We start from the raw sequence: 18,422 nt of genomic DNA, 5'->3' as shown, positions 1-18,422 counted from the left end.
ACCGTTTCGTACTGCACGGGCTGCCATCACCATCGATGACTCCCGTTTTGTACGTACAGCTCTTACTGGGTCATCTTCAGATAAAATCTTATCTGCTGCGTGAACAATTTCCACGTTTTCAGGTGTAGGCCCTTCAATTTCTGCTTTGATCGCATCTTCATCTCCATAAAATATGATGGTGACGTCTTTACGTTCAGTTGCAGCTTTTAAGCCACCCAAGACGATTTCTTTAGGCGCGTTATCGCCACCCATTGCATCAACTGCAATTCTCATTTCTATGCCTACTTTCTACATTCAATAAATTCAAAAATCTGCTCTTATTATATCATACCCCAAAGCCACTTGTAGCCTATAAGGGAAAAAGGATTTCAGCTTGAAAACTTGCAGCACCTTGGCCCTGATTGTCTTTATTTTGCCTAAATTTTTATTGCACCAATAATCCTAAGCATTGATTGTTGTCACTTGCTGGTCAAGCCATTCGGCTAATTCAGAGAATTCATTTAAATGGCCTTCAAAGTAAGGAATAAATTGGATGGCGTCTTCCCGAGCCACTTCTAAAATGACACCATCTTCAATTGGATCAGCCACCTTAAATTCTGGTAGACCAGATTGACGGGTGCCAAAGTAATCACCTGCTCCGCGTAGTTCTAAATCTTGTTGGCTAAGGTAAAAACCATCTGTCGATTCAACCATGATATTCATCCGCTGTTTCCCGTTATCTGTTCTTGGATCAGCTACTAAAACACAGCATGATGCATGGTCACCACGTCCTACCCGTCCTCTTAACTGATGGAGCTGGGCTAAACCAAACCGGTCAGCATCTAGAATCACCATATAAGTCGCGTTTGGTACGTTAACCCCTACTTCTATCACCGTTGTTGACACCAGTATTTGAATATCATTCTTCTTGAAAGCATCCATGACTTGGTCTTTTTCATCCGCACTCATTTGTCCGTGCAATAAACCAACTGAAAACTGACTGCCAAATTGCGCCACATAAGTTTCATAAATATGTTCAGCATTTTGTGCTTCTAAAGCTTCTGATTCACCGATTAAAGGACAGATAATATAAACTTGTCGGCCTTTTCTCACTTCTCGCCAAATCTGTTCATCAACTTGGGCTTGTCGGTTATGGCGAACCCATGATGTTTCAATCGGAATTCGTCCTGAAGGCATTTCCTTTAACTTAGAAACGTCCATATCCCCCATCATCGTAATCTCCAATGTACGAGGGATTGGCGTTGCGGTCATATACAGGACATTAGGTGCTTTGAATTCACCTTTAGCCACTAATTTAGACCGTTGGTTAACCCCAAACCGGTGCTGCTCATCAATCACAACCATCCCTAAGTCAGCGAATTTCACATCATCTTGAATTAAGGCATGTGTCCCAATTAAAAGGTCAATATCCCCGTTTACCAAATCGGCTAAAATTTCCCGTCGTGCTTTAGTTTTCGTCGACCCCGTCAGTAAAGCCACTTTGTAATCCGTTTTTTCAAAGAATCCTGAAATGGAGGCATAATGTTGGTCAGCCAAAATTTCAGTTGGTACCATCATAGCACCTTGAAAACCTGCACCAATCGTTGCCACTAAGCAAATCATAGCTACTACCGTCTTCCCGGATCCAACATCTCCTTGAAGAAGGCGGTTCATCTGGAAGGGTTGCCGCAAATCTGCACAAATTTCATTGACTACAGCCTTTTGGCCAGCTGTCAGTTCAAAGGGAATAGTCTGGATAAAGTCACGAAGATGGTCGTTATCATAAAGTATTTGAGCACCATTGGCAATTCGGCGTTGTTGTAATTTGCGCCATTGTAATTTCAAGGCGTACAAGAAGAGTTCTTGGTATTTCAATTGCCTACGTGCTTGCCGGTTGTTTTCTTGACTATCTGGAAAATGAATTTGCTGGATGGCCAACTTATGTGGCATGAGTTGGTATTTTTCCCGCAAAGCTTCGGGCAATAATTCCACAACTAGGTCCCCGTATAAATCGATGGCTTGTTTGATTAAATCGGTCAGCGATTTAGTTGATAGACCCTGAGTTAGATGATAAATTGCTTCAAAATCATTATCACCACTCTCCTCATCTTGGTGGTTGGAGAATAGTTTGATGCCTACAATTTGTTGTTTAGCCGCTTCAAATTTCCCATAAATAACAATTTCTTGGTTAACCTGAATATTCTTTTTTAAGTAAGGCTGGTTAAAGAAGATAACCTGCAATACCTCATGGTCGATAGCTAAGCGAAAGGTCAAACGATTACGATTGCGCCCAAAATATTGGACAACGGGTTCCGTCACTACCACACCTTTTACCGAAGCTTTGGTATTATCCACTAATTCACCGGCCGATTTTACAGACACATCTTCGTAACGGAAAGGAAAATGGTAAAGTAAATCTTCAACCGTTGAAATTCCAACCTTTTCTAATAATGCCGCTTTTTTTGCGCCAACACCTTTCAAAACTGTTACTGAATCGGATAAAGTTCGTGCCATCATAATCCCCCTTTCCTTAAAAGTAGCTAGTTATAAGGAAAGAAACCCGGTCAAACCAGGCTTCTTCACTCAAATCATCTGATTCCTAAATTCATTGGCGTATGGATCATTAAATATTAACCTGGCTCAAGATTTCAATCAAAGCGCGGCGATTCGCAAATCCGGATAAATGGTTGGCAATTAAGAAACCATCTGCATTGGTTTCTTCTTTCAAACGGCGCAACTGCATTTCCACTTGTTTAGGCGTACCATACACTTTTCTTGAAGCATGTCTATCTTCTGCATCTGGGTCACTTGTTGATACAAAATCTCTTGCTTCAGAAACTTCCATCAATTCTAAATAAGCACGTTTATCATCTTCCAGTGCATCTATCCAATCATTTAAAGCATAGTTTAATACTTCCTTCATATTACGCTTTGTAGAAGTCACTGCATAAAGGGCGATTAATACTGAAGGTTGTGGCATCCCTTTAGAAGGTTTGAAGTGTTCTCTATAAATCTTGATTGTTTCAATACATTCAGCTAAGTCGCCGGAGAAAAATAAACCGAATACCATGCCTAAACCTTTCTCCGCAATAAACTTCGCGTTACGGCGTGAACCTAGCATAGTATAAAGAGGCGTTACCCCATCAAAATAAGCAGGCATTACACGTAGCCCATGCATTTCATCTTCAGTTGCAAGATCATCATAAAGTAAACCTGCAATTTGAGAGAGCGTCTTTTCATAATCTAGTCCACGGTTAATCTGCATCCCTAATGTTTCCTGACGGGTAACTTCTTTTGGCATAGAATGGCCAACACCTGCTTCAACACGTCCAGGATACATGGCTTCAAGCACCATATAGTTTTCTGCAATTTGATAAGGAGTGGAATTATTGATAATCACCGCACCCGTACCCAACTTAATCTGCTTTGTTGCTGCACCGTAACGGGCTAATAATAACTGTGGAGTCGAAGATAAGACAGCTGGCGTTGAGTGGTGTTCTGTTAGCCAGTACCGGTCCAAGCCCTTTTCATCCGCCAGTTTAGCTAGTTCTATTGACTGCTCAAAGGACTCTAATACCGATGTATTTTTATCCCGAGGTATAAAATCTAAAATACCTATCCCTAAAGTCATTTTGTCACTCCTCTTACTGATTTCAATAACCTTATTTTACCATATGTGAAAAAAGAATAAACTGTTCATTTGTATGTGTAGAAAATGAAACGTAAACCAATCACTGTCAACAATGATCGAATTCCAGTAACCCCACACAAGCATATTGTATCTCAATTCATGACAATCTATGATAAGTTTAAGTGGATGAATAAAACACCTTTGGGAGGTAGAAAAATGAAACGATTCTTACAATATATTGGTTTAGCACTGGTTGCCTTGGTCCTTGCAGCTTGCGGAAAGCAGACGGAAGATACACAAACTATCAAAGTGGCCACCTCACCTGGCCCCTATTCTATTTTGTTTATGGAAGAAGTCGCCCCAAGATTAGAAGAACAAGGTTATACCGTTGAAGAAATTCAGTTTTCTGAATATCGCCAAGCAATGATTGCCGTTGATGAGGGTGAAGCGGATATCAATGTAGATGGTAACCGTTTGAGCACTGAAAGTTACAATGATACTTTGGGTGCTAGCTTTCAACAAATTGTCCGTGTCCCAACTGTACCTGCTGCCATTTATCCAGGACAAAAAGACAGTCTTGATGATGTTGAAGCAGGTGATACCATCGCTATCGGTACTGGGACGGTTTCCATGATGCGTGGTTTATTACTCATGGAAGACCTTGGGTGGATCACTTTAAACCCAGACGTTGAACCAGCCAAAGTGACTGCTGACGATATCGAAGAAAATCATGTAGGCATCGAAATTGTCGAAATGCAAAGTGCTGCTGTCCCCCCTGCAATCCAAGATGTTTCTTATGCCTTAGTTGCTGGATCAATTGCTTATGATGCAGGTATGGACTTAGAATCTCGTTTGGTCACAGAACAACCAATCGAGGGTCTACTACTTGAAGCCATCACCACTGCTGATAAAATGGACCAAGCTTGGGTAGAAGATATCAAAGCCATCTACCAATCAGACGATTTCAATCAATCAGTACTTGACCGTAATGAAGAAATTGGCACTGAATTTTGGCTTATCCCTGAAGAAAATCAATAGATTATTGACTTAAACAAAAGACAAAAAGCCATCTCGGTAAGGGTTCATCCCCAACCGCGATGGCTTTTCTTATATACACATTGAAGTAATTTTAGGTCTTTCACATATCGCTATGACACATTTACCCTAGCTAGCGCGTACACTGGCATACTTTATCTTCAGCAATTTGGACGCCGACTACAGCTTCCACCATATTTTTAGCTACTAAGTCTAAATTAGCCAAGTAATAATTACGGTCAGTTGCATCTGCTAAGAAAAATAGTTCTAATAAGCGGTAATTAATTCCCCAACGGCGGGCATTGTTACAATTCAACAAGTCCTCTCTCTTTGACAAGCCTAAACCGTTTCTAGTGACTAAGCCAAAATGCTTTTGAATCATTGCAATCAAATTATCATCTATGGCATCTGTTTCATAGTCCGAATGAATGATAATGTGCCCGCCTTTTTGTGGTTGAAGCGCTGCATCCATATGTACTTCAACCACCACCCAATCCGCGTAGGTCTTCATATCCGTTGCATGTTGGTAAAGATTGTCCATATAGAAAGCCACTTTGATGCCAGCTGCTTTAGCCCATTTTTCAATATAGGGTTTTAACTTCCGTACCATTTCTGCCTCAGTAAATTGCCCAGATACGGCGCCTGGATCCCCATTTCCATGTCCAAATGCAATTAAAAGGCCTTTATATTCTTTAAATGTTGTTGATTTCATCTTGTCTCCTAACCCACCAATAAATGGCGAATAGATTGTAGTTTGTCCATCAAATGACGTTTCTTATTGTAAATCGCTTGGCGGGAAATTGGGTAAATTTCAAGTAATAACTTGGTCTTCCCCTGACAAGCAATCACTTGGTATAGAAAGTCTAAATCACGATGCTTTAATATTTTCGCCGCCTCCGCTAAGAAATGCTGAATATCAGCTGTTAGCTCAATCCTCGGCCCCTCACCTAAACCATCCTCAAACACCCAGTCATCCGCTGTCGAAAATTCCTGACCACCCTGACGTGTATGCTTACGCAATTCATCCAACACCCGCCAAGCTATCACTCGCTTCACATAAGCCACAAACCGGTAACGGTCCGCCTCACTTAGCGGATCCCCATCAAAATCCTCCGCTGCTTGATATAAAGCAATTTGCGCCAACTGGTAAATATCATCGTAATAAGACTTATACACATCCACATGATACCGATTTAAGACATGCACAATCACACCATGATACTGGTCCAACAACTCCGGATACCGATACTGATCAAACATAAAAGCAATTTCCTCCCCTAAACGAGCTTAAAGTATCTTTTCATCACCTGCAGGTAACTTAAAATACGTTTATAACTGAGGAAAAGGCAAGCCCGCGCCACGCTGATTGCCTGGTATTTTTGATTGCAATTATCACCTAAAAGATAAAAACATTGAATCAAAACGGCTAATTCCCGTCAAATTATCACTTATTCAATATAAAACAATCTATTTTCAAGTCCTGGTAATTATTTGGTTTCATAAAAATAAATACAATGTTATAAATAAGATAACAAAAAGTATAAAGGCGGTAGAACATGCGCATATATAATAGGAATCTTGAAATAGTCCCAGAAAAATTCAATTGGCAAGACCATCTCAACACAATCATCGAAAAAGCCATCACTGGAAATCCCCGTCACTTCAATCAACTGCTTCAAAACATGTCCCTCCTCTACAATGTATCGGCATTCAAACTCCCGTTTAAGACAATTATTCTTTTCACCGACCAATCCTTTGGCATTAGTCACCTAGACACCATGTCACTCTTGAAAGCTTGGCATGACCAATACGGCTTCCCCGCGACTTATTTCAATCAAACACACACGCATATCCTTGATAGTAATAAGCGGTTACCGATTACCCTTGGAAAATTTGCCTTCCAACGGTTTGATGACGAAAAGGATACCAATCACATCCTGGCCTTACATAATATCAAAGTCTACTATGCGGACGCCCAGTGTAAGAAGGATACCTGGATTGAAGTAGACGACCACTTCAAATATAGAATCAATCTAAAAAATAAATATTTAAGAGAAAAAATGGGTTTTTACGCCACCTTTCGCCAACAACACTTACGATTCTTTAATCAAATGGCTTTTTATAGTCAGTTCAACCACTTCACTCACCATCAATCATTAAGCAGTCAAGCTGATGAGGATACTTTTGACAATCACCAATTTATGGTCAGCGAATCTGCCTATCAACCTGTTAAAGCCTATGTAGACTTTGGCCAGCTAGATAGTATGTACCAACTTTTCGCCAATATTCTCTACTATGTTTTTGGTCCAGAGAAATTAAAGAAAATCGCAGGCAAAAACACCCAAAAGAAGATACGCAAAATTCAAAAAGGTATTAAAGAATAGGATCAAACCCCGTACAAGGATAAGTGTGAATTAAAAAAGCTGAGCTACCATTAGCCCAGCCTCATGATTTATTATCTTCTATAACTAGATATCAATTTCCAACAAGATCGGTGTATGGTCTTGACGCGTACCAGAGTCTAGCATTTCAGATTTTTGCACTTTGTCTGCAATCCGGTCGCTCACTAACCAATAATCAATTCTCCATCCGGAATTGTTGATTTTACTTGTTTTCACTCGTTGTGCCCACCAAGTATAAACACCTTCAACGTCTCCATGAATATGACGGAAGGTATCTGTGAAACCGCGGTTTAACAAGTTCGTAAAGCCAGTACGTTCTTCATCGGTGAAACCAGCAGAAAAATGATTATTTTTAGGGTGTGCCAAGTCAATTTCTGTGTGGGCAACATTAAAGTCACCACAAGCAATCACTGGTTTCTTGGCATCTAGGTCCGCTAAATAGTTCGCATATTGCACATCCCAAGCTTGACGGTCTTCTAAACGTGCCAGAGCAGATCCTGCATTCGGTGTATAAACATTAGTCACATAGAAATCAGGAAATTCTAAAGTAATCATCCGCCCTTCATGGTCCATCGTCGTTGGTGCCCCAATTTGTGGGAAAGTAACTTCAGGCGTATAGTCTTTCTTATATAAGAACATGGTTCCAGCGTAACCTTTACGGGCAGGCTCCACACTAGACACCCACTGAATCTCATAATCCGGTACATTCGCTTCCAATATCTCAAGGTGCTTTTTCGTAGGACCCTTTGCCGATAGTTTCGTTTCTTGAATCGCAATCACATCTGGTTGATGTTCACGAATCATCTTTAGAACCTCACGTGATAATTCTGCACGCGGAGACGCACCAGTTAAGGCCGCATTTAAAGAATCAATATTCCATGAAATTAACTTCATCATTAAACCCCTTTATTCATTTTATGACTATATTTTAGCATAATCACAAACATAACCGAAATGAGATAAATGATTGCAAGTTAATTCAATTCATTTAAATACTGCGCAAATAAAGCTTCTAATAACTTTGTAGCTTCCACATTGGGCTGTACCACTGCATATTTTCCTTTAGATAACACATTATGCACTAAATGTATTGTCCCCATAGTTTCAGCATTTTCAATTTGTGGAATATATAACTCCTTATTCAAAACATCGGCAATTAACTGGGTTAAACCCGTCATCTGCGTTACACCGCCAACCAAACCAATTTTATCAAAAGCTACTAACTCTCCTAAATGAGTCACATTCACCTTTATATTGAATAACATGCCTAATATAATGGCATATAAGATTGATTCTCGACTAGCATTTCTAGTCAAATTTAATAAACTTGCTGTCGCAGAATCCTGCCAAATGGGCGCTCGTTCCCCGTTAATATAGGGAATAAATACTGCTTGGCCAATAGGTCTATTTATACAAATCTCGTTTAATTCATTAAAATCACTTTTGAAGATATCACAAGCCCAAGCTAAAATATTTGCGCCATTATTACTCGCTAAACCAATAAGATAGCGATGAGCATCTATAGCATATGAAAAATTATTTATGGCAACATTGATTGATGGAGAATCAGCCACTATGCGAATTGCGTGGCTAGTTCCTATAGAAAGAACAGCATGATTGTTTAAATCACTGAAAATGTAGTTGGAAGATACACCATCTGACGTTCCAATAACGACTTTTATAGGAATCTGTAAGGATTTATAAAAAGTTTTCACTGCATAATTGACTGGTCGAATCTTTGGTAAATCCTCTACACTTAATCCTAACTGTGTTAATAATTCCTGATCCCAATCTAAAGTGTCCAAATTCAGTAAACCTGAACTTGAAGCATTACTTAAGTCAATTGCCCATTCACCTGTTAAACGGTAGAATAATAAATCTTTTATAGAAGCTATTTTCATATCCGATTTATAAATGGATAATAGTTTGATATAGGGATTCATTGAATGTATCGGTGTCCCTGTTCGTTGATAGACCTTTTCCTTTTCTGTTTTGGATAATTGCGGTAATAATTCATGCCCTCTTCTATCCGCCCAGGTAACCATTTCTCCAGATAATTTAAATTCTCGATCCAACAATTGCACGCTATGCATAGCCGTTGTTAGAATGATTTCTAACTCTTCTATTTCATACTGATTGATGAATAATCTAATGCCCTCGTTTACAATTTGCCAAATCTCTTCAAAATCCATTTCAAATAAATCGTTTTGATTATTTATTTTCTGGTAACCTGCTTTAAAAGTATCGATTAATTGAGATGCTTGATTAAATAGATTGATTTTAGTATTTGTTGTGCCAACATCAATACTCGCGATGTAAGTAATCAATATTCTTTATGCCCCCCAAATCGATAACGCATTGCTGAAATCACTTGATTTGAGAAGGAAACTTCATGTAGACTCGCATTACGGTTCATCAATGATAAGGCGATTACAGGTGTTGGGACTTCTTCAGCTAAGGCTTCATTAACCATCCATTTTGCTTCACCTGAAGCAGCAACTTTATGTTGGAAATTGCCTAATAAAGCATCTTGATTCAACTCGTCATAAATATTATCCAGTAAGGCAGATTCAATAATCGATCCCTTAGACCAATTACCAACTACCTCATCTAAATTAAATTTATAATGACTTTGCTCATTAATTAAATGAAGCCCTTCAGCTATAGCTTGCATCATTCCATACTCAATCCCGTTGTGAACCATCTTTAAATAATGGCCACTACCTGGCTCAGGATAGAAACGGTAACCACCATCTACACAAAGGGATGCCAACACATCATTCAGTTGCTGATCCAATGGGTCTGGTCCACCTACCATCATGCAAGCACCATGTAAAGCCCCTTCAACCCCACCTGAAATCCCACAGTCATAATATCTGATACCATTCGCTTTAAATAGGTCAAAGTTAGCTAAAGAGTCCTTATAAAAGGAATTTGAAAAATCGATAACCATATCATTTTGTTTTAGAATATCTTTTAAAGCTTTCATAGTAGATGTGGTTGGTTCACCAGAAGGCAGTAAAGAAAATACTACATTCTTTTCTGCATTATCCGATAAAGCGCTTAAATCAGGTAACAGCTGACACTTATCGGTTTCTAATTGGTCAACAATTAACGGATTCAAGTCGAATCCGTTAATATGCTGTCCTTGTTTCATTAATTGTTTAGCTAAGGCTAAACCCATTTTGCCTAATCCAATCACAGTAATCTTCATAAATGACTCCTATTTTAATTCCGGCCAAAATTCGCCATTTGCTTCAATTAAGTCATCTAATACTTCTCGCGCTTTAGTAGCGGTAGGAATTGTTCTTGACAATGTATAAGCTTGCCAAACTTTTTGATAGCTACCTTCAATAAATCCTTCAACTAATAACTTCTCAGATGTTAATTGTTGGAACATTAAGGCTTGTTCAAATTGTGGAATCTTTCCTTGAGTGATTGCCTCTGGCCCTTTACTACCAATAATACATGGTACTTCAACCATCGCATCATCTGGGAAGTTGGCAATTGCACCGTTATTTTCAACAATCATAATCATTCTTTCATGCGTATTAAAAGCAATTGCACGCGCTAAGTCTACAATAAACGAAGCGTGACTATCGATATGGAAATTATTTTCTTTAGCTGTACCATTTTTAATAATATTTCTTGCCGTATCAAACACTTCTTTCTCACGGCCATCCATTACCTCATTAGCACGCGTATAATCTCTATTGGCGTGTGCTACCATATCCTCTGGGAATAAGTAGTATTGTAAATAGGTATTTGGTAAAAAGCGTGGCTCTACTGCAAATAAATCTTTAGCTTTTTTGTGCGTTTCTTGCCAAGAAGGATCTGTATGCTGGGTATCAATCTCCACTTGATTAAGATAGCCATTTTCCTTTACATAGGCTTTTACTTTTTCGGTGTAGTCAGTACCATCCTTACTTCGAATAGAAGTCCACCAACCAAAGTGATTTAAACCAAAGTAATCGACTTCAAGGTCATCTGGTGTCATCCCTAAGATTTGTGACATCCGGCGTAAAGTACCCACGGGCATATCACATATATTCAATACTTTAGACGTTGGCCGTAATACTCTACAAGCTTCAGCAACGATTGATGCAGGATTTGAATAGTTCAGCATCCAACAATCTGGTGCATATTCTTCCATCAAATCAATCAAGTCCATCATGCCACCAATAGATCGCATTCCGTAAGCCATACCACCTGGTCCACAAGTTTCTTGCCCCACTAAATCGTGTTTTAACGGTATTTTCTCATCTAATTCACGCATAGCATATTTCCCAACCCGAATATGGGCCATACAGAAATCCATACCAGTAAAGGCAAGCTTTGGATCATCTGTATAAGCAAATTCAATATCTGGCGCTTCTTCTTTTAGCATGATATCAATTGCTTCACCTAGAATTGCTTGACGTGCTTGATCATTGTCATATAAGTAAAGTCTGTCTAATGGAAATCGGTCAAGATTATCCACCAACATTCTCACAATACCTGGTGTAAATGTGCTTCCGCCACCTGCAATAACAACTGAAAATTTTTTCATTTTAATTCGCTCCTCTTTATATCTTTAACCATTCTATTTAATCTTCTGATTCGAACCCTAGTACTTGGTCGACTGCTTTTCTGACAGAACCAACTTGAACCCCGTACACAACTTGTACATTGTTCCCCTTCTTAACCACACCACTGGCTTGCGTTTCATTTTTCAAACCAGCTTCGTCAACTAAATCTGGATCTTTTAAAATAGTTCTTAATCTTGAATAACAGTTTGTCACAGATTCGATATTGTCCTTACCACCTAATAACTCAACAACAGTCAACCCTATTCCGTCACGTTCGTTCGTTGAAGCAGTCGCTGTTTGTGTTTGGCCAGTAGATTTTTTTTCCATATAGTCTTGCTTAGAATAAAGTTTGGTTTCATTCCCATCATCTTCTCGACCAATCGTTTTTAGATTCATTAATTGGATTAAAACCCTAAAGATAATAAAGTAAATGACAAAGAATACTAACCCCACCAAGATATACATTGGCCAACCAGTCTTCTCAATTCCTAATGGCACATTCATTAATAAGAAGTCTATAAAACCATTTGGACCAATCGAGCGTACGTTTAACACATTTAAAACGACCATACTTAACCCACTTAAAGCTGCATGTACAACATATAGAATTGGTGCAATAAACATGAATGAAAATTCAATCGGCTCTGTAACCCCTGCGACAAATGATGTAAATGCTGCTGGGATTAGAATCGCTTTTGCTTGTTGTTTCTTCTCTGGTGTTGCTGTGACATACATCGCCAAACAAGCACCTATTAAACCAAACATTTTAGAAATACCGCGTGCATCCCAAATCACACTTTGTGATAACTGTTGGATAGCCGGATCGACCATTTCAGCATAGTAAATATTTCTTGATCCTTCATAGACCACATCACCAATCGTTTCAATCCCACCCAATGAGGTATAAAGGAATGGTGTATACACTAGATGGTGTAAACCTGTTGGAATTAATAAACGTTCTAATGCACCATATACGAAAATGCCAAAATTACCTGCTTGCTGGATCCACCCTCCTAATGAATTAATCCCGGCTTGGAAGAATGGCCAGATAAATGTCATGCCGATTGCAAACATCACAACTATTGGAATCAACACAATAAAGGCAAACCGCGTACCACCATAAATATTAAAGGCATTATTAAATTCAATCTCAGCATATTTATTGAAAATAAGTGCAATGATTAAACCTAGCATTATTCCGGCAAATACACCCATATCTAATACTTGAACGCCTAACACCATTGTTTGTCCGCTACCTTGCAAGGCTTCAGGATCTACCAACATACCGCGCAAGTCCATAAAACGATTCATCGCATTGATAAAGACAAGGAATGCCAACATTGCAGTGAAACCAGCTTCACCTTTTTTCTTGTTAGCTAAACCAACTGAAATCCCCACGCAAAATATCAATCCTAAGTTTTGTAGAATCGTTACCAGTGATCCAGTTAGGATACTACCAAAACTCGTTAAAACTGGGTTATCTAAAAATGGCATAGCGGCTAACAAGTTAGGATTTACCAGTATATTGCCAATCGCAATTAATAAACCAGCAATCGGTAGAATTAAAACTGGAATAAACATCGCCTTGGAAAATCGCTGCATAACATCCATTATATTTTGACTCATGTTCATATTCGAACCTCCTTTGAATAAAACTACTTTACCATTAAAACGCTTACATTTGTTTGTTCTTCGTAGTTTTGAACATTTTTTCTTAAATATGAAACATTTTCCATAAAAAAAGCGTCAACCCAATCAAAGGATAATGACGCTTTGCTTACTATTTAAATGATTCTTCAATGACATACTCCAAGTAAAGAAAGAGTAAAGAATAAAAGTGGGTTGAATATACATTATTACGGTCTAAAAACTGGTTATCATCTACTATAAAAGCGATGTCTGATTGCCTGGCCAACGTATTGTCAGAGGAATGTGTGAACGATATAACCCCTTTACCATGCTCTTTCGCAATCATTGCTTTATTATTGACCAGTGCTGTTTCCCCGCTTTTTGATATACAAATTATTTGTGAAATACGGTGCAGATTATTTATAAATAAGGTGTTAGAATCCGCACCATTTGCATAATAAACGAGTTCCCCTTTCCCTAGGACTTTTTTATAAAAATACTCCCCTAAAATACCAGAATAACCCGTACCAATTACGTATAAGGCACTTTTATTTGCTTGAATCATTTGACTGAATTGCGCTAGTGCCTTTTCATTTTGGATGAAAATATTTCTCACATCTTCATTAATGCCCTTGATGTAGGTATCTAGATCTTTATTTTCAACATTTACATCCTGTTTACTCAAGTGATATATCATATCCGTAAACCCGTCAAAGCCTAGCTTCTTACTTAAACGAAAAATAGTCGACTTTGACGTGTAAGTCTCATCAGCTAATTTTTGAATAGTTAGTTGCTTAAGATTACTTTTGTGTAACTTTAAGTATTCTAAAACTGAATTTTCCATTTCTGAAAAAGATTTGTCAGATGTATAAAATTCTTTTACCATATATACCCCTTTAACTACTTAGAAAACTTCTTCATATCCTCATCCCCTTTATTATACCTTGAAGTAAGCGCTTGACCAAAATTTGAAAAAAGAATCCCCAGCTTCAACTAGAGATTCTTTCAACAATTGCCTTATCTAAACTGTCCAATCCATATCGTCATCTTCAGCTTGATTGCCCTCATTCTTACCTTGTTCAATCTCCGCTTGTTTTATCGCCACGCGTTCAGAAATCTTAAGGAATGGGATATAGAATAAAGTTGTCACCGCCAAAATAATGATTTGTAGTAAGACCACTTTCAGGTCACCACCACTCGCTAGGAAGCCAGAAATTAGTGGTGGCGTTGTCCACGGTACTAACACAATTAATGGTTCTACAAAACCAACCACAGTCGCTAGATAGCCAATTAATGCACCAATAACTGGAGATAGTACAAATGGAATCATCATCGGTATATTGAAAATGATTGGTAACCCAAAAATCATCGGTTCATTAATTTCAAATAATCCAGGTGCAATGGAAAGTTTCGATACTTCCCGATAAGGTTGGTATTTGCTTACTAAAAATACCGCAATAATTAAAGCTAAAGTACCACCCGTACCACCCATTTGTGCGTAAACCGCTTGGAATGAAGTATTAATGATATTCATTGGCTCTTGTCCATTGGCAACAGCATTCATATTCTCGTTCATATTCACAAGTAGTAATGGTTCTGTTAATACCCCATTAATTACTGTTTGATGAATACCTAATGTAAATAAGAAATTACCGGTTGAATAAATCAACAAATAGCCGAATATAGAAGAATTGACCGCACGTAATGGTTCTTGAATAAGTGTTGAAATTAAAGTCACTAAGTCGGTGTGAAAAACGACACTTAATAGAGCAGAAATGATCGCAAAGAATGATAAGGTCACAATTGTTGGAATCATTGTTGAAAAGCCTTGTCCAACTGCTGGTGGTACTTGATCACCTAAGTTAATGCTTAATTTTTTATTGTTAGCTAGTTTCATAAAAACTTCTGTAGCTAATAACCCCATTATAATCCCAGCAAACATCCCTTGAGTACCCAATTCATTAAAAGATACCACTCCAGAAACCGCTATCGGGTCACTGCCATCAATCGGTGTTGCCAATCTAGAGATAGACATCATAATAAATAAAGAAGCAGTTGCAACAGAAGTCGCTGAAATTGGACTTGAAAAGTTTTTATTTGTAGCCAATGAAAAAGCAATCATTGGTGCAATCAAGAGACCAGCGATATTCAAAGTACCATTTGTGATTACATTCCCAAAAGTTTGAAAATTGGCCAGTGTTTCACCACTCAAAAATATCGGGAAAATCACATTATTCACCAAGACGGCAAGCCCAGCAAGAATAAACATCGGCATAATATTCGCAAAAGCATCTCGCAAACTCCGCAGATGGACTTGGTTTCCAATCTTAACAGAGAAATTCGTAAATTTTTCAATAAAAGCATTGTCTTGAACTTTATTTTGACTCATGCCACTTCACCCCTATTATTCTTTATTCAAATCATATTTTTCATTGTATTCCTGAATAGTTTCCTTAAACCATTGGTAGGATTTCTTCGGTACCCGTTTCATATCTCTCAAATCATGATTGGTACGGTTGACATATACTAGGCCGTAACGTTTTCGCATGTCACCTTGAGAGGATAAAATATCAATTAATCCCCAACCTAGGTAACCCATGATTTCCACTCCGTCTTCATGAATGGCATCAAACATCGCTTTCATATGTGCTTCATGATAAGCAATACGATAGTCATCTTGAATTGGATTTTCTCCATCCCATTCTTCCTGTACACCAATACCATTTTCAATCGGGAAAACTGGTAACTGGTATCTTTGATACATTTTATTCATTACATCACGGAAACCTAATGGGTCAATTTGCCAATTCCATTCAGTTGTATCAAGATGCGGATTATCTACTTTACCTTCAACTAAGTACCAGTTAGGTTCAGTATCTACCGGGATTTCTTCCGCCGAAATGGTTGTTGAAGCATAATAAGAAAAACTCAAATAATCATTATAGTGATTTGCAATTGCAGCAAGTTCTTCATCTGTTGCTTGCCAGTCAATTTGTTTATTTTTAATATAGGTCAACACTTCATTTGAGTATTGTCCTTTTGCATATGCATCTAATAAATTATAATTAATGAATTCATCCCATTTACGAGCAGCCAAGATATCTTCAGGTTTTGACGTAGCTGGATACACCTCACTATAAGCCAACATACCACCCATCTTCGCATCAGAATTTTCATGCAAATAGTTGGTGATTTCTGCATGACTAGCCATCACATTATGCATGATTTGATATAACTCATGGACATCTTTCTTGCCATTTTCGGCCCCAGCAATCAAATAACTAATATTCGGTTCAGAATACAGGTTTTGCTCATTAAAGATAATCCAATACTTCACCTTACTAGAAAACTCATCAACCATTTTTTGACCATAACGAACAAATGCTTCTTTCACATGTTTTGAAGTAAAGCCATTATATTGTTCAGCCAGGTGAAGTGGCATATCAAAGTGGTATAAACAAATCATCGGTTCAATATCACGGGCAATTAACGCATCCACAATACGGTGATAATAGTCGATACCTTCTTGATTAAAATCACCGTCCCCGTCCTGCACCACACGAGACCAGGAAATTTGGAACCGATACATATTCATCCCTAGATCCTGAATATAATCAAAGTCTTCCTCAAAGTGATGGTAATTATCATTTGCAAAATGCCAATCACTCGCAAACTCACTAGCTTCTCTTACATCATAGACTGATAAAGACTTACCGCCTTCATTCCAGCCACCTTCAGTTTGCATGCTCGAAACAGAATTTCCCCAATAAAATGTCATGTTATTCCTCCTCAAAACATAGTAAGCGTTTACATTTATAGGTATATATTAAAACAAATTTCCAATAGGAGAAAGACATCAAACAAACTTTGTAAACGTATCAGTTTACAAAGAGATAAGCAAATTCTATAATTTATTAGAGGTGATTCTTTTGTCAAAATATACGAGCATAGCTGACGATTTACGCGATCAAATACTCATAGGAAAATATAAAGATTCAGATAAATTACCCAAGCAAGCAGACCTAGCTGACTTATACCATACAAGTAGAGTAACAATTTCTCGCGCTATTGGTATTTTACAGCTAGAAGGCTTACTTTCTACCGAGTTTGGTGGCGGTACTAAGATTAATCGAATCAATACCGAAAATCAGTTTTTTGACCATATGATTAATACCCCATCTGGCGCTAGTTATAACTACGGCGGCAAGGGTCAGCTAACTTCTACCATAGTCTCTTTCGAACAACGATTACCTGTAGACTTTGAGCAGCAAAAACTACATATCAAAAAAACGGATGAAGTGTATGATATCATCCGCGTGAGAAACTTAAATGGTCAGCCATTTATTATCGAATATACGATAATGCCAGTAAAAGTGATCCCTAATATTACAATGGAGATATTAAGTGATTCTATCTATACCCATATCCAACACACTTTAAATCTTGATTTAGGCAAATCTTTTCGTATCATATCAGCAGATGAAGCAGATGCATTTGATAGCCAATATTTACAAACGGAAATAGGAAAACCAATCCTAGAAATCGAACAAGTCGCTTTTCTAAAAAATGATATACCCTTTGAATATTCCCAAACTCGTCACTTATATAACAAAGGGCGTATTATTTATGTAGAATTATATCGATAGAAAAAAGCCACCCTAGCTGGATGACTTTTGACTAGCTTATCAGTCTTCATCTACCCAATGGTAAAGGAAGAACATGTAGCCCCAAAATTTCTTAATTTCACGGAAACCGCCAGCTTTTAAATAACTAGGCCCCTCATTCCATTGCACGTTTTTACCATCAATTTCACGATATGAAGCCACATAGGTTAAGTCAAAACCGTAATGACGGTTTTGTCGTTCATAAATCATTTTGGTACGTAACATATGATAATCAGATGATGTAATAATTGCTGAGTCGTAGCCTAAATCTGTCATCATTTGTATGGTAGGAAAACCACATCCACATCATACTCAGTGTTCATGTATTTAACAAACTGTTTATAAGCATCTATTTCCTCTTGGATAACCTCTATTGGCTGATAGGTTTCAATTAAAATGTACCGGTCTAAATCTAACTGAATCATAGGTGATAGTTCTCGCAATTCAGGTTGAATGAATAACAAATCATCCGGAATAAAGGTCACTTCATGGTGGGTAGCCAATTGATCAAACC

Annotated in this window: 17 protein-coding genes and 1 pseudogene; 3 read left to right on the top strand and 15 right to left on the bottom strand. The window is 38.1% G+C overall.

Going from position 1 to position 18,422, the window contains the following annotated elements:
• The 3 genes and pseudogenes from ACRCJ0_RS03560 to ACRCJ0_RS03550 form a co-directional block, all read right to left on the bottom strand.
• Positions 1–273: pseudogene (locus tag ACRCJ0_RS03560) on the bottom strand (phosphate acyltransferase PlsX); the annotation flags it as partial.
• 168 nt (positions 274–441) lie between these two features.
• Complete coding sequence (recG, locus tag ACRCJ0_RS03555) at positions 442–2,493, bottom strand: ATP-dependent DNA helicase RecG (RefSeq protein WP_431389513.1); 2,052 nt, start codon at positions 2,491–2,493, stop codon at positions 442–444.
• 109 nt (positions 2,494–2,602) lie between these two features.
• Positions 2,603–3,610, bottom strand: coding sequence for an MsnO8 family LLM class oxidoreductase (locus ACRCJ0_RS03550; protein ID WP_431389510.1), 1,008 nt, complete (start codon positions 3,608–3,610; stop codon positions 2,603–2,605).
• Between the two features lie 216 nt (positions 3,611–3,826).
• Between ACRCJ0_RS03550 and ACRCJ0_RS03545 the strand changes: the two genes are divergently transcribed.
• Positions 3,827–4,648 carry a MetQ/NlpA family ABC transporter substrate-binding protein gene (locus ACRCJ0_RS03545; RefSeq protein WP_431389509.1) on the top strand — a complete coding sequence of 274 codons (822 nt, stop codon included), beginning with the start codon at positions 3,827–3,829 and terminating at the stop codon, positions 4,646–4,648.
• Positions 4,649–4,778: 130 nt separating this feature from the next.
• On the opposite strand, the gene ACRCJ0_RS03540 is transcribed toward ACRCJ0_RS03545, so the two are convergent.
• On the bottom strand, positions 4,779–5,357 hold the full coding sequence (locus ACRCJ0_RS03540) for an N-acetylmuramoyl-L-alanine amidase (protein WP_431389508.1): 579 nt from the start codon (positions 5,355–5,357) through the stop codon (positions 4,779–4,781).
• Between the two features lie 8 nt (positions 5,358–5,365).
• Positions 5,366–5,905 (bottom strand): hypothetical protein, encoded by a 540-nt coding sequence (locus tag ACRCJ0_RS03535; RefSeq protein ID WP_431389507.1) that lies wholly within the window; start codon positions 5,903–5,905, stop codon positions 5,366–5,368.
• Positions 5,906–6,201: 296 nt separating this feature from the next.
• On the opposite strand from ACRCJ0_RS03535, the gene ACRCJ0_RS03530 reads away from it, so the two are divergent.
• Entirely contained in the window at positions 6,202–7,029 is an 828-nt protein-coding gene (locus ACRCJ0_RS03530; RefSeq protein WP_431389506.1) for a hypothetical protein, read from the top strand.
• 84 nt (positions 7,030–7,113) lie between these two features.
• Here the strand turns inward: ACRCJ0_RS03530 and ACRCJ0_RS03525 are convergent, their stop codons facing one another.
• The 8 genes from ACRCJ0_RS03525 to ACRCJ0_RS03490 all read right to left on the bottom strand — a co-directional run bounded on the left by ACRCJ0_RS03525 (position 7,114) and on the right by ACRCJ0_RS03490 (position 17,022).
• Positions 7,114–7,941: an exodeoxyribonuclease III gene (locus ACRCJ0_RS03525; protein WP_431389512.1), complete on the bottom strand. Its 828-nt coding sequence runs from the start codon at positions 7,939–7,941 to the stop codon at positions 7,114–7,116.
• An 80-nt stretch (positions 7,942–8,021) separates the two neighbouring features.
• Positions 8,022–9,374 carry a gluconokinase gene (locus tag ACRCJ0_RS03520; RefSeq protein WP_431389505.1) on the bottom strand — a complete coding sequence of 451 codons (1,353 nt, stop codon included), beginning with the start codon at positions 9,372–9,374 and terminating at the stop codon, positions 8,022–8,024.
• Complete coding sequence (locus ACRCJ0_RS03515) at positions 9,371–10,261, bottom strand: NADP-dependent phosphogluconate dehydrogenase (RefSeq protein WP_431389504.1); 891 nt, start codon at positions 10,259–10,261, stop codon at positions 9,371–9,373. The genes ACRCJ0_RS03520 and ACRCJ0_RS03515 overlap by 4 nt, the downstream gene beginning before the upstream one ends.
• Before the next feature lie 9 nt (positions 10,262–10,270).
• A complete protein-coding gene (locus ACRCJ0_RS03510) occupies positions 10,271–11,596 on the bottom strand; it encodes a 6-phospho-alpha-glucosidase (protein WP_431389503.1) in 1,326 nt (441 codons plus the stop codon).
• Positions 11,597–11,633: 37 nt separating this feature from the next.
• Positions 11,634–13,241 carry a PTS transporter subunit EIIC gene (locus tag ACRCJ0_RS03505; RefSeq protein WP_431389511.1) on the bottom strand — a complete coding sequence of 536 codons (1,608 nt, stop codon included), beginning with the start codon at positions 13,239–13,241 and terminating at the stop codon, positions 11,634–11,636.
• Positions 13,242–13,395: 154 nt separating this feature from the next.
• Positions 13,396–14,130 (bottom strand): MurR/RpiR family transcriptional regulator, encoded by a 735-nt coding sequence (locus ACRCJ0_RS03500; protein WP_431389502.1) that lies wholly within the window; start codon positions 14,128–14,130, stop codon positions 13,396–13,398.
• A gap of 135 nt (positions 14,131–14,265) precedes the next feature.
• Positions 14,266–15,633, bottom strand: a complete 1,368-nt coding sequence (locus tag ACRCJ0_RS03495) for a PTS sugar transporter subunit IIC (RefSeq protein WP_431389501.1) — start codon at positions 15,631–15,633, stop codon at positions 14,266–14,268.
• 15 nt (positions 15,634–15,648) lie between these two features.
• Complete coding sequence (locus ACRCJ0_RS03490) at positions 15,649–17,022, bottom strand: glycoside hydrolase family 1 protein (RefSeq protein ID WP_431389500.1); 1,374 nt, start codon at positions 17,020–17,022, stop codon at positions 15,649–15,651.
• Positions 17,023–17,173: 151 nt separating this feature from the next.
• Here ACRCJ0_RS03490 and ACRCJ0_RS03485 point away from each other — a divergent pair, with 151 nt between their 5' ends.
• Positions 17,174–17,890, top strand: a complete 717-nt coding sequence (locus ACRCJ0_RS03485; RefSeq protein ID WP_026466349.1) for a GntR family transcriptional regulator — start codon at positions 17,174–17,176, stop codon at positions 17,888–17,890.
• A 39-nt stretch (positions 17,891–17,929) separates the two neighbouring features.
• Here ACRCJ0_RS03485 and ACRCJ0_RS03480 read toward each other — a convergent pair whose 3' ends face one another.
• Positions 17,930–18,187, bottom strand: coding sequence for a hypothetical protein (locus tag ACRCJ0_RS03480; protein ID WP_431389498.1), 258 nt, complete (start codon positions 18,185–18,187; stop codon positions 17,930–17,932).
• The coding region (locus ACRCJ0_RS03475; protein WP_431389497.1) for a hypothetical protein at positions 18,184–18,422 on the bottom strand (239 nt) is incomplete at its 5' end. The genes ACRCJ0_RS03480 and ACRCJ0_RS03475, both read right to left, overlap by 4 nt.

Source organism: Aerococcus sp. L_32 (genome assembly GCF_050689315.1).
Note: the sequence above shows the minus strand (reverse complement) of the source record. Positions and strands in the feature narration are given on the sequence as shown.